We start from the raw sequence: 12,397 nt of genomic DNA on the forward strand, positions 1-12,397 counted from the left end.
GATGGCCGCGGCACGCACCCTCGTGACGGTGAGCTGGTCGCTGCAGCGAGCGCAGCACGGAGAGCAGCCGACCTGGCTGGGCGTGGTGCTGGCCGCCATGCTGGGCCAGATCGGATTGCCCGGAGGCGGTTTCGGCCACGGCTACGGCTCCTCGGCGAGCATCGGCGAACCCACCCGCACGCTGCCGCTGCCGCGACTTCCGCAGGGCGCCAACCCCATCGACCGTTTCATTCCCGTCGCGCGCATCGCGGATATGCTGCTCGCGCCCGGCACAGCGTTCCGATACGACGGGCGCGAGCTGCGCTATCCCGATATCCGGCTGGTGTATTGGGCCGGCGGCAACCCCTTCCACCACCATCAGGACCTGGCCCGCCTGCGCCGCGCGTTCGACCGGCCCGAGACCATCGTCGTCCACGACTCGTTCTGGACCGCCACCGCCCGCCACGCCGATATCGTGCTGCCGGCCACCATGACCATCGAACGCGACGACTACGGCACCGGCGACAACGACGGCATCCTGTTCCCCATGCCCGCCCTCACCCGCCCGCACGGGCAGGCCCGCGACGACTACGACATTCTCGCCGAATTGTCCGGAAGACTCGGTACCGGTAAGGAATTCACCGAGGGACGCACCACGGGCGACTGGCTGCGGCACCTGTACGGGCAATGGTTGTCCGACCTGGGCGAGCGGGGACGGGACTTCCCGGACTTCGATCGGTTCTGGTCCGGTTCCGGCATCGAACTGCCCGTCGCCGACCCGCCGCAGGTGGTGTTCGCGGACTTTCGTGCCGACCCCGGCGCGCATCCGCTGCCGACACCCTCCGGTCGCGTCGAGATCTTCTCCGAGACCATCGCCGGCTACGGCTACCCCGACTGCCCCGGGCACCCGGTTTGGCTCGAGCCGGACGAATGGCTGGGCGGCGCTGCGGCACAACGGTTTCCGCTGCAGCTGGTCGCCAACCAGCCGCGTACCAAACTGCACAGCCAGCTCGACGTCGGCGCGCACAGCCGGTCGGTGAAGATCCGCGACCGCGAACCGGTGCGGCTGCACCCGGCGGAAGCGCGGGCGCGGGCAGTGGCCGACGGCGACATCGTGCGCCTGTACAACGACCGCGGCTCCTGCCTCGCCGGGCTCGTCGTCGACGACGCGGTCGCACCGGGCATCGCGCAGTTGTCCACCGGGGCCTGGTACGACCCGGATCCGGAAGATCCGTCGTTCTGCCGGCACGGCAACCCGAACGTGCTCACCGCCGACCGCCCCTCCTCCACGCTGAGCCAGGGCAGTACGGGACAACTGGCGCTCGTGCAGATCGAGGCCTATCACGGCGCGGTGCCGGACCTGACGGTGCTCAGTCCACCGCAGATCGTGGCAGACCACCACAGCTTGTAACCGGCTGCCGGACAGGAACATTAATTCCGGTTGTCAACCCGGCGGTGTGCCGATGATCCGCTCAGTCCTTCCGGCCGGTCAGCGCCAAGCTGGTACCGAGCCCGATCATCACGAGCCCGCCGGCGCCGCCGACGGCGGCGAGTCGCTGTGGCGAACGCGCGAACCAGGCGCGTGCCGCCCCGGCGGTCAGTGCCCAGGTGGAGTCGAAGATCAACCCGAACAACGGAATACACAGGCCGAGCACCAGCATCTGCCCCGGCACCCACCCATTCGGGTCGACGAATTGCGGTAGCAGCGCGGCGAGGAAGACCACGGACTTCGGGTTGGCAAAACCGACGACGAGGCCGTCGCGCAGCATGGAGACGGTGCCGCGCCGGATCGCGGGCGCCTCCGTGGTGAAAGCCTCGGCCAGACCGGCACGATGGCGGATCGCCTGAACACCCAGATAGATCAGGTAGGACGCACCGAGAAGTTTTACCGCGGTGAACGCGGTGGCCGACGCCGCGACGATCGTCCCGAGCCCGAAGGCCACCGCGGCGACCTGCAGGTAGACCCCGACCGCGTTACCGGCCACGGTGAACAGCGCCTCCCGCCGCCCGATCGTGATCGCCCGGGTGATCGCGAACAGGACGCTCGGCCCGGGAACGACGACGAGCACCAACGCCAGTCCGGCGAATTCGAGCAGATGATCGGGCGCCACCATGCGACGACCATAACGATCGGAAGGGGAGACCGGCCACCGCTTTCCGCGGCAGGCTCCTCAGCCCGCTCCCGCGATGACCTCGCGCACCCAGTCCACCGGCACCGGCGCCAGATCGTGCGCGTCGAGACCCACGTAGACGGCGTCGTCGCCGTCGCGGCCGGTGCGGCCGGCTCGCGCCGGCGGATGCAAACCCAGCAGCGCATCCGTCGGTTCCGCGTAGATCCCGGCATAGTCGGTATCGCTGCCCGCGGTCGCCGAGCCGTACGCCCGCGACCCGACCACTACCTCCCACAGCAGATTTCGCACCTGCCCACCCCCGTCCGTACACCCTGGCGCCCCGCTGCGGCGAAGCCGCTACTCGAAGCGCACCGGCACGATCACCGGAGAGGCAACGATAGTGCGGGCGAACGGCTGCGCGCACACGGATTTCCGGCGGCCGATCCGCGCAGGCAGGCGGGTCAGCTGTGGCTGCGCTCGTGCGAGCCGTGCGGCAGCCACACCTGTTCGGCGCGGAGGGCGGCCTGTGGGGTGAAGTAGTCGCCGGTCCGCAGATCCTCGAGCAAGGTCGCGTGTTCGGGTGCCCACCCCAGCAGCGCTCGGGTGTGTTCGCTGGAGACCGGGACGTCGAGGGAGAAGAATCGAGCCAGGAACGGGTTCCCCAGATGCGCGGCGGCCTGTTCGAGGGTCAGCGAAGCGGTGGGAATGCCGAGCACGTGCGCGATCTGTTCCGCGAGACTTCTGATCGTGACAGCGCTTTCGCCGACGCCGTGCAACACGCTGCCGGCGGGCGCCTTCTCCAGCGCCAACCGGAACAAGACCGCGGCGTCGGCGCGGTGGACCGCGGGCCACCGATTGGCGCCGTCGCCGATGTAGGCCGAGACGCCTGCCCTGTGCGCGGCCGCGATGAGCGCCGGAACGAACCCGTAATCGCCGGGTCCGTGCACGGTCGGCGCCAGTCGGACCACACTGGCGCGCACCCCCGACCCGGCGAGACTCAGACAGCTCTGCTCGCCCGCGATGCGGAAGGCGGCGACCGAATCGGGGTCCGGCGCGTCCTGCTCGGTGCTGACCTGCCCGGCCCTGGTCACCAAGGTGCCCGAGGTGCTGACAAGGGGCTTGCCGGTGCCGGCCAGCGGTTGTCCGAGCGCCTCGATCGCGGCGCAGTCGCGACGGATGAGGTCATCCGGATCCGCGTAGTCGCCGCCGTAGGCCATATGCAGGACGCCGTCGGCGGCCGCCGCGCCGCTGCGCAGACTGTCGAGGTCGTCCAGGCAGCCGCGATGCGGTGTCGCGCCCAACGATTCCAGCCGGTCGGCCGCGGCCTCCGAGCGGGCCAGGCCGGTCACGGTGTGACCGGCCGCGATGAGCTCGGCGACGACGGCGGGTCCGGTCTGACCGGTGCCGCCGGTGACGAAGACATGCATGGAACTCTCCCTTTTACGCCAGTGACTGACGCTAAGTAGTGTCAGTCACTGACTCTACGGGAAGCGTCAGTGACTGACGCAACGTGATGCCAGTCACTGACGCATCGCGGTAGGCTCGGCGAATGCCACGAAGCGGAGCAGAGGTGCGTCGCCGCCTGCAACAGGCGGCCCTCGAGCTGTACCGGGAACGAGGATTCGACCGGACCACCGCCGCGGAGATCGCCGCCCTGGCCGGGGTCAACGAGCGCACCTTCTTCCGGCACTTCCCCGACAAACGCGAGGTCGTCTTCGACGGCGAAGCCGACCTGCGCACCACCTTGATGCAGGCAGTTGTCGAAGCGCCCCGGGGACTGCGCCCGTTCGAGGTCCTGCTGCGCGCGTTCCGGGAGTCGGCTCGGAACTTGGAACGCAACCGCCCGTTCTCCGATCCACGGTGGGAGGTCATCGCCGTGACACTGGCACTGCGCGAACGCGAGCTGGCCAAACACGCGGGACTCACCGATGCCGTGGCGGAGGCGCTACGACAACGGGGTATCGATGCCGGCCCGGCCGACTTGGCCGCCCGCACCGGCTGGGCCGCCTATCAACACGCGGTCCGAGCCTGGATCGACGACCCCACGGACAATCTGGAGGCGCATCTCTGCCGGGCCTTCGACGACCTGCGCGGCCTCGCCGCCGACGCACCGACACCGACGGATCGAGAAAGGAGATCCGGTCCGGTCCCGGATCCGAAGTGAGCCCGCGGCGGTGGGGCACCGCCGCCGACGATTCGTGCGCACTACGGCGCCCGGAAGCCGCCGATCTTCTCCTCCAGCAGTTCGGCCAGTCGCAGCGGGGTGCGGTCCTCGAACATCGGACCGATGAGCTGGACACCCACCGGCAGGCCCTCGGGGGAACGGCCCGCCGGTACAGCGGTGGCGGGCAGGCCGGGCATGGTGGCCATACCAGCCCAGACGAGCTGGTCGAAGTACGGGTACTCGACGCCGTCGATGTCGATGTGCCGGTCCTCCAGCCCACCGTTGTGGTTGTGCGGATAGGCGGGAGTGGGCGTGATAGGGCAGACCACGGCATCGAATTCGGCGAACAGCTGCCGCCAGCCGTGGCGGTGGAGTTCGCGACCGTTGTTGGCCCCCACCCAGTCTCGGTGGCTGAGCACCATGCCGCGCAGCCGCGCCGCATCGAGACTCCGGTCGTCGGCACTCAACGCTACGGCGCGGGTCTGCAGCTCTCGATACACCTCGAGCGGAAGACCCGCGGCGGCATTCGACAGCATCAGCTGCATGTAGAGCGTCGCCGCTTCGGCCGGATCGGGCAGCAGCGGGCTGTGCCGTTCGACGCGGGCGCCCTCGTCGGCGAGCGCCTCGGCGACCCGGTTCACGCCGGCCCGCACCGCGGATCCGGTCGGAATGAGTGGATGCTCCTCGAGGACCAGCACACGGAAGTCGGCCAGCCGATCGTGGCGCGGGGGCGGCAGGGAGACGCCATAGGCGAGGCCGTGGGTCAGCGGGTCCGGTCCGGCCATCACATCGAGCAGCAACGTGAGGTCGCGGGCGGTACGCGCCATCGGACCGACGACAGCCAGGTCGAGATCGACCGGCAATGCCGGTGCGGGCGGCGCGACCATGCCGCGGGTCGGCGCCAGCCCGAGTGTCGGCTTGTGCGCGTAGACGCCGCAGAAATGCGCGGGGGTGCGCAGCGAACCGGCGAGGTCGGAGCCGATGGACAGCGCGCCGAATCCACACGCCAAGGCCGCCGCCGAACCGCCGGACGATCCACCCGACGTTCGGTCGTGGTCCCACGGATTGTTGGTGGTGCCGTAGATCTCGTTGAAGCTCTGGATATCTCGCAGCATCTCGGGCACGTTCGTCTTACCGAGGATCACCGCGCCGGCGGCCTCCAGCCGCGATACCTGCACCGCGTCCTCGGTCGCTAGGTAGTTCGCGTGCTGTGGTATGCCCCAGGTCGTGGGCAGCCCGGCGATGTCGTAGGACTCCTTGACCGTCACCGGCACACCGAGCAGCGCCCGGTCCTCACCGCGGGCGCGCGCCCGGTCGGCACGCTGCGCGGCCGCCCGCGCACGGTCGAAGGTCGGCACACAGATCGCGTTGATCACCTTGTCCTCGCGCTCGATACGAGCGATCGCGTCCTCGGTCAGTTCCACCGAGGTCACCTCGCCCGCACGCAATGCCGCCACGATTTCTTCGGCTGACTGAACGTTCCACTCCATGAATCCGACGGTATGGGCAGGTCACAGGGGGCATAAAACGCCTCTTCACGCAAAGCGCAAATCCGAAACGGAGCGACCCTCGGGGCGAATCGACGCATGGTTCCGTCATATCCCAGGTCACGGCATCGGCAGTGCGCGACGCGAGGCGCGCACGCCATGTAATGCCGTTTCGCACAACAAGACAGATGTCACAACGGCTACCGCGTCGAGACTCCGGTCGCGGACCGTTCGGCCGGAGGCCGGTCCCGGCGGACCTGTGGGTCAGCCTTCGGCGCAGCAATTCGCAGAGGTGCATTCACTGCACTTCGAGCCAGGTCCGGATTCACAACCCGAGTTTGGTTACCGCGTTGTCCTCCAAGGGATTCGCGGTGCGGATATAGCCGTGTACGGTGCGCGGGTTGGACCACCGGCCCTGGCGCATGATCTCGCGGTCGCTGGCGCCGCCGAGTGCGGCCTGGGTGGCGAATCCGGCGCGCAGTGAATGTCCGGAGAACAGGGCCGGATCCAGTCCCGCCCGTGCGGCGTAGCGTTTCACCAGCTCGGCCACCGCACGTCCCGAGATCGGCTGCGCGCCGATACCGCCGTGCCGCGACACCGGCGGGAACAGCGGGGCCTGCGCATCCACGCGGGTGGCGCCGGTGAAGCCGTGGCAGCGGTGGATATCGCCGGTGGCGCAGGTGCGCTCGGTCCACGACCGTAGATCGTCGGTGCCACCCGCGGTGTGGATAGCGCGCAGGTCGATCCACTCGGCGAAGGCGCACACCGGGCACGTCGAGGGTCGCGCCCCACGCGGCAGGGCCACCGACTGGGCGCCGGCGCCGGTCGGATCGGTTTTGGTCGCCGGCAGCCGCACCAGCAGCACGGGTTCGCCGGTGCGGTGATCGAGGGTGACCGCCACATCGCCGACGCGGAGTCCGGCGAGTTCGCTGCGGCGCAGCGCCCCGGCGAATCCGACGAGCAGCATCAGCCGGTCGCGTCGGCGGGCCGGCTCGGTCGGCCAGCCCGGAGCCGGCAATCCGTCCAGCAGTTGTGCCAGCGTGTGCAGCAGCACGGGACGTTTCCGGTTGGGAACGCTGCGACGCGTGCGGCGGATGCCGCGCAAAGTCAACCGCACCACATCCGATCGGGTCGGGGAGGGTAGCCCGTTGGCGGCATGAACCGCGGCGATGGCGGCGCTCTTGCGTTCCAGCGTGGCCGGCCCGAATGCCCACTCGCCGGACGGTTTTCGCGCATCGGCGGCCGCGGCCAGATACACCGCGACATCGAGGGCGTCCGCCGGCAGTGCGCACCGCGCCTCGGCCGCACACCACGCCGACCACCCGACCCAGTCGGAGCGGTAGGCGCGCACCGTGTTCGGCGACTGCGAGGCCTCCAGATAGCGGCCCAGCGCCCCGGCCTGCTCGGTGTCGAAGCGCTCCCGCACCATCCGCAGGGCGACCGTGTCGACGAGTACGCTGCGCACTCCCCGCCGTAATTCGGTGCGAACCGCCTCCGGCACGGCGATATCGACGATCACGGGATCCGGTGAGACGCTCATCGCGAGACAGGTTACCGGGCAACGACGTTCGCCGCGCCCGTCCGCGCCGGGAAGAATGATCGACCGTGCCGCCCGTGACAGTTGCCACCGATGATCCCGCCCGCGCCGATGTGCGAGCGCTGGCCGCCCGCCATCTGGCTTTCGCGCGGGCTCATACCCCGGCCGACGCCGTGTTCGCGCTCGACCGGGACGCGTGGGCCGATCCGCACCTCACCCTGGTTACCGCTCGCCGCGACGGGGTGCTACTCGGTATGGGCGCGGTGCGCGATCTCGGTGCCGGGCACGGCGAACTGAAATCCATGCACACCGACGAAGCGGCGCGTGGACACGGTGTCGGCACTGCGATCGTCACGCATCTGCTCGCGCTGGCGCGCGCCCGCGGCTGGGAGCGGGTGAGCCTGGAAACCGGTGTGGGCGAAGCGTTTCGGCCCGCACGGACGCTGTACGCACGGTGTGGATTCGTCGCCTGCGGCGCCTTCGGGGACTATCTCGACACCGGGACGAGTGCGTTCATGACGCGCACGGTGTAAGGGCGGGGTGAAACGGAGCAGAAAGAACAGAAAGACATCCCCTCCCACTTCAATATATAGCGCACAGGGGGCCTTGCGGCAAGGCCCGGGGTGTGCTGCACAATCGTCGGGCCAACGCCACGACCTGCGGAAATCGGCTGTTCCGCGGGCTGTGCCCTCACCGTGTCGAATGGGGTTTCATGATTGACGTGATCGTTGCCGGTGCCGGACCCACCGGTCTGATGCTGGCGTGCGAGTTGCGGTTGCACGGCCTGAACCCGGTCGTGCTGGAGAAGGAGACCGAGCCGACGAAAGTGGTCCGCGCGCTGGGCCTGCACGCGCGCAGTATCGAAGTGATGGATCAGCGCGGGCTGTTGGAGCGGTTTCTCGCGCTGGGCACGAAGTACCCGGTCGGCGGGTTCTTCGCAGGTATCACGGCACCGCAGCCGGAGCTGGACTCGGCGCACGCCTATGTGCTCGGTATTCCGCAGACCGTCACCGATCGGCTGCTCGCCGAGCATGCGGCCGAACTCGGCGTCGACATCCGGCGCGGCTGTGAGGTGGTCGGCGCCATCCAGGACCCGGACGGCGTGACCGTCGAACTGGCCGACGGCAGCCGGCTGCGCGCGCAGTATCTCGTCGGCTGCGACGGCGGGCGCAGCACCGTGCGCAAGCTCGCGGGAATCGATTTTCCCGGTGAACCGTCGCGGGTGGAGACGCTGCTGGGGGAGGTCGAGCTGGACGCGCCCCTGGAGACCGTGACCGCGGTGGTGACCGAGGTCCGCAAGACACAGCGGCGCTTCGGGGTCGGGCCGTCGGGCAACGGGACGTTCCGGTTCGTGGTGCCGGCCGAGGGACTGTCCGAGGACCGCACGCTGCCGCCGACGATGGAGGAGGTGAAGCGGCAGCTGGTGGCCACCGCCGGCACCGACTTCGGCGTGCATTCACCGCGCTGGCTGTCGCGTTTCGGCGACGCGACCCGGCTGGCCGAGCGGTATCGATCCGGGCGGGTACTGCTGGCCGGGGATGCCGCGCACATCCATCCGCCGGTCGGCGGGCAGGGCCTCAACCTCGGCATCCAGGACGCGTTCAATCTGGGATGGAAGCTTGCCGCCGAACTCGCCGGGTGGGCCCCGGCCGGTCTGCTGGACAGCTACGAGTCCGAGCGGCACCCGGTCGCCGCCGACGTGCTGGACAACACGCGCGCCCAGATGGAGCTGATGTCGCTCGAGCCGGGCCCGCGGGCGGTGCGCCGGCTGCTCACGGAGCTCATCGATATCGATGAGGTCAACCGGCGGCTCACCGAGAAGATCACCGCCACCGCGATCCGCTACGACTTCGGTCCCGGACACGAACTGCTGGGCCGGCGTCTGCGGGATGTGCGGCTGAAAGACGGGCGCCTCTACGAGCTGATGCACGCGGGCCGCGGACTGCTGCTGGATCAGACCGGCCGGCTGTCGGTGGCGGGATGGGCCGATCGGGTCGATCACATCGTCGATGTCAGCGAGGAATTGGATGTGCCCGCGGTGCTGCTGCGGCCGGACGGGCATGTCGCATGGGTCGGCGGCGATCAGGACGATCTGCTCGCCCATCTGCCGACGTGGTTCGGCGCGGCCTGATCACGCGCCCGAGCTAGGTCGCGGCACCGAAGGTGCGGGCGGTGGCGATGGTGGCGAGCCGGTCGTCGCTGCCGGTGTCGCGCAGATCGACACGCCCGACGCCACCGCGCACCGTCGCGGTGGCCGTCACCGGACCCACCTTGGCAGGTTGCAGATAGCGCAGACCGAGGAAGCCGAGGCTGTCGCCCGGAGCCAGGGACAGCACGGCTTCCTCGGCCGCGACGGCGATGAGACCGCCGTTCACGCTGCCCGCGGCGTTGAGCACCTCGTCGGTGCGCGGGAGTACGGCCACGCCGGGGCGCACGCGTTCGCAGCCCAGGCGTTCGGCCAGGGGAGTGGTGAGCCGGTCGCGCCCGGCCGGCATATCGAGGCTGAGTGCGCGGGGAAGTTGCAGGTCCGGGTCCGGTGCGACCATGAACGAGGCACCGGCCAGGGCCAGCGGTTCGCCGTCGACGGCGAAGTCGATCTCGGCCACGAAGACCGACCGGCCCACCTTCACGGTGCGGCCGATCGCCTCGAGTTGCCCGGCGGCGGGCGCGGGCCGGTAGAGGTGGACGTCGAGTTCCAGGGTCACCGGGACCCGCGGATGCATCACCAGCGACGCGAGTAGTCCGGCCACGGTATCGGCCCAGGTGGCGAGGATGGAGGTGCGCAGATGCGTGGTTCCCGGCGCGTGCAGTTCCGGCACGATGGTCGCGGATCCGTGCACCTCGTCGCCGGCGCGCCGGGTGGCGAAGCCGAGTTCGAGCAGCACGTGGCGGCGCGGGGACAGTCTGCTTTCGACACTCACGGCATCTCCTCCGGTCCGGTGCGTCCCGGCCGGGCCACACGCGAGCGATCTGATTCTACTTCAAGGAGAATTGCATTCTCATCGACTATTGCGGGGCGCTGATACGCGCCTTCATCGCGGCGAGCCGGGCGGCGAATTCCGCGGAATCCAGCGATGCCACCTGGGGCACGATCTCCGCGTCGACGGCCTCGGCATGCGAGTCCAGTGTGCGCGTGTGGCGCATGGTGCGTTTGGTGGTGATCAGCAACTCGCGCGGCGCGTCGGCCGCGCCGGCCGCCAATTCGACTGCGGCGGCAACCAAGTCGTCGTGGTCACCGAGCACGACACGATGCACCAGGCCCGCACTGTGCGCCGCGTCGGCATCGAGGATCTCGCCCAGCAGCGTCATGGCCGCGGCCCGCTGCGCACCGACGGCGCGCTGCAACATCCATGTCATACCGCCGCCCGGATGGATACCCAGCCGCAGGAATCGCGCATCGAAGCGGGCGCGCGGCCCGGCGAGGCGCACATCCGCGGCCAGAGCCAGATTCAGTCCCGCCCCGACCGCGGCCCCGCCCACTGCCGCGACGGTGGGCAGCGAACACTCGGCCACGGCGAGGAATCCGGCGTAGATGGCCCGCAGACCCTCCTCCGCCGCCTCGCCCAGTGCGCTGAGGTCGGCGCCCGCGCAGAATGCCGGGGGAGCCCCGGTGATCACCACCGCGTACACGCCGTCATCAGCCTCCGCCGCGGCGATCGCCGCCGCCAGCTGCTCGGACAGCCCGAGGGTCAACGCGTTTCGGCGCTGCGGGTCCGATACCGTCACCACCGCGACCGTATCGCGCCGCTCCACCGTGATCTCCGCCATGGCGTCATCGTAAGGGAGTGTGCGGTCGATACGATCCGGGAATCCCGGTCGAACCGGACGAGCAAGGGAGACCGTATGAAGGCCGTCATCGTCTGTGTCTCGGTATCGCACGGCAATACCCGGCGTATCGCCGATGCGCTGGGCGAGGTGCTCGGCGCCCGGGTCGTCGGGCCCGACGAACTCGATCCCGCCGAACTGGCCTCCTGCGACCTCGTGGGATTCGGGTCCGGAATCTTCACCATGAACTTCCATCCCCGTCTGCGCGAGCTGATCCGGGCGCTGCCGGCGCAGTCCGGTACCAAGGCCTTCATCTACGCCACCAGCGGCATGCCGGAAACGCCCCTGCGCCGCTACACCCGTTCCCTCGCAACACTTCTCACCGATCGCGGCTTCACGGTGGTCGACACGTTCACCTGCCGCGGGCTCGATACCTGGCTGCCGATGCGGATCGTCGGCGGGGTCAGCAAGGGCCATCCCGACGCCGCCGACCTCCACGCTGCGCGTAGCTTCGCCGAAGGATTACGCGCCCGCATCACGGCCGGGTCCTGACGCGTCCGCACCCCGACCATTCGCCCGGCGGGCCGACAGCACCCGGCCCACCGCGGCGACCGGCCGATCAGCCCGCGGTCCGGCCGTCCAGTGACTCGCGGATGATGTCGGCGTGGCCGGCATGCTGCGCGGTCTCGTGGATCAGATGCATCAGCACCCGGCGCACGCTGCGGACCGCCCCCGCCTCGTGCCACGGCGCGTCGGGGAGCGGGTGCGTGGCGGCGAGATCGGGTACCGCGGCGATGATCTCCTCCGTGCGCGCGGCGATCCGCTCGTAGCGGGCGAGGATGTCGGCGAGTGTTTCGCCGGGCAGCATCACGAAGGTGTTGCGGTGGTCGATGGCCCATTGCGGGAACTCCCGCGCGGTGCCGGAGGTGAAGTCCGCCCAGGTGACGCCCTCGGGCAGCTCGTATTTCATGGCCGAGGGTCCCTCCACGACGAACCGCTGCCAGTTGTCCTCCATCGCCGCCACGTGTTTGACCAGCCCGCCCAGGCTCAGCGCGCTGACGGTGGGATGCGCGCCGGCCTGCTCGTCGGTCAACCCGTCGACGGTGGCGCGCAAGGCGCTGCGCGCGGCGGCGAGCTGAGCGAGCAGATCGGCCCGTTCGCCGTCGAGTGCGGTCGCCGGGGTGTTGTCGATGGTCATCGTGGTCCTTTCGGGTTGTTGTCGACTCGGCACCGACGATCGCAGGGAACTAGGTCGGATCATGTCCGCTTGTCGCCGATGGAAGAAATTCACGGCGTGGGGCGTCCACCGCGCGCCCGCGGGCGACGGCTTGCGCTATCGGTCACCACCTCATCC

13 protein-coding genes are annotated in these 12,397 nt (G+C 69.8%); 5 read left to right on the forward strand and 8 right to left on the reverse strand.

From position 1 onward, the window contains the following. The coding region (locus RJ03_RS11745) for a molybdopterin-dependent oxidoreductase (protein WP_036501225.1) at window positions 1-1,390 on the forward strand (1,390 nt) is incomplete at its 5' end. Window positions 1,391-1,451: 61 nt separating this feature from the next. On the opposite strand, the gene RJ03_RS11750 is transcribed toward RJ03_RS11745, so the two are convergent. From RJ03_RS11750 to RJ03_RS11760, 3 genes are all read right to left on the reverse strand, one after another. Then, on the reverse strand, window positions 1,452-2,093 hold the full coding sequence (locus RJ03_RS11750; protein WP_036501227.1) for a LysE family translocator: 642 nt from the start codon (window positions 2,091-2,093) through the stop codon (window positions 1,452-1,454). Window positions 2,094-2,150: 57 nt separating this feature from the next. Then, window positions 2,151-2,399: a DNA polymerase beta superfamily protein gene (locus RJ03_RS11755; RefSeq protein ID WP_036501229.1), complete on the reverse strand. Its 249-nt coding sequence runs from the start codon at window positions 2,397-2,399 to the stop codon at window positions 2,151-2,153. Window positions 2,400-2,551: 152 nt separating this feature from the next. Then, window positions 2,552-3,517 (reverse strand): SDR family oxidoreductase, encoded by a 966-nt coding sequence (locus RJ03_RS11760; protein ID WP_051024588.1) that lies wholly within the window; start codon window positions 3,515-3,517, stop codon window positions 2,552-2,554. 122 nt (window positions 3,518-3,639) lie between these two features. Here RJ03_RS11760 and RJ03_RS11765 point away from each other — a divergent pair, with 122 nt between their 5' ends. Next, window positions 3,640-4,254 carry a TetR family transcriptional regulator gene (locus tag RJ03_RS11765; RefSeq protein ID WP_051024589.1) on the forward strand — a complete coding sequence of 205 codons (615 nt, stop codon included), beginning with the start codon at window positions 3,640-3,642 and terminating at the stop codon, window positions 4,252-4,254. A gap of 41 nt (window positions 4,255-4,295) precedes the next feature. Here the strand turns inward: RJ03_RS11765 and RJ03_RS11770 are convergent, their stop codons facing one another. After that, window positions 4,296-5,744, reverse strand: coding sequence for an amidase (locus tag RJ03_RS11770; protein WP_036501230.1), 1,449 nt, complete (start codon window positions 5,742-5,744; stop codon window positions 4,296-4,298). Window positions 5,745-6,066: 322 nt separating this feature from the next. Then, complete coding sequence (locus RJ03_RS11775; RefSeq protein WP_036501231.1) at window positions 6,067-7,281, reverse strand: site-specific integrase; 1,215 nt, start codon at window positions 7,279-7,281, stop codon at window positions 6,067-6,069. Between the two features lie 74 nt (window positions 7,282-7,355). Here RJ03_RS11775 and RJ03_RS11780 point away from each other — a divergent pair, with 74 nt between their 5' ends. Next, on the forward strand, window positions 7,356-7,811 hold the full coding sequence (locus tag RJ03_RS11780) for a GNAT family N-acetyltransferase (RefSeq protein WP_036501232.1): 456 nt from the start codon (window positions 7,356-7,358) through the stop codon (window positions 7,809-7,811). Between the two features lie 179 nt (window positions 7,812-7,990). Continuing rightward, the gene (gene rox, locus RJ03_RS11785; RefSeq protein WP_036501233.1) at window positions 7,991-9,409 is read left to right on the forward strand and encodes a rifampin monooxygenase; all 1,419 of its coding nucleotides are present in this window, start codon (window positions 7,991-7,993) and stop codon (window positions 9,407-9,409) included. A 13-nt stretch (window positions 9,410-9,422) separates the two neighbouring features. Here the strand turns inward: rox and RJ03_RS11790 are convergent, their stop codons facing one another. Both RJ03_RS11790 and RJ03_RS11795 read right to left on the reverse strand, forming a co-directional pair. Continuing rightward, window positions 9,423-10,199 (reverse strand): PaaI family thioesterase, encoded by a 777-nt coding sequence (locus tag RJ03_RS11790; protein ID WP_036501235.1) that lies wholly within the window; start codon window positions 10,197-10,199, stop codon window positions 9,423-9,425. A gap of 85 nt (window positions 10,200-10,284) precedes the next feature. Beyond that, complete coding sequence (locus RJ03_RS11795) at window positions 10,285-11,046, reverse strand: enoyl-CoA hydratase (protein ID WP_036501237.1); 762 nt, start codon at window positions 11,044-11,046, stop codon at window positions 10,285-10,287. A 75-nt stretch (window positions 11,047-11,121) separates the two neighbouring features. On the opposite strand from RJ03_RS11795, the gene RJ03_RS11800 reads away from it, so the two are divergent. Next, on the forward strand, window positions 11,122-11,595 hold the full coding sequence (locus tag RJ03_RS11800; RefSeq protein ID WP_036501239.1) for a flavodoxin family protein: 474 nt from the start codon (window positions 11,122-11,124) through the stop codon (window positions 11,593-11,595). 67 nt (window positions 11,596-11,662) lie between these two features. Here the strand turns inward: RJ03_RS11800 and RJ03_RS11805 are convergent, their stop codons facing one another. Next, on the reverse strand, window positions 11,663-12,241 hold the full coding sequence (locus RJ03_RS11805) for a DinB family protein (RefSeq protein WP_036501240.1): 579 nt from the start codon (window positions 12,239-12,241) through the stop codon (window positions 11,663-11,665). Window positions 12,242-12,397: the final 156 nt, after the last annotated feature.

This window comes from Nocardia aobensis NBRC 100429, assembly GCF_000308375.1.
Taxonomy (GTDB): domain Bacteria; phylum Actinomycetota; class Actinomycetes; order Mycobacteriales; family Mycobacteriaceae; genus Nocardia; species Nocardia aobensis.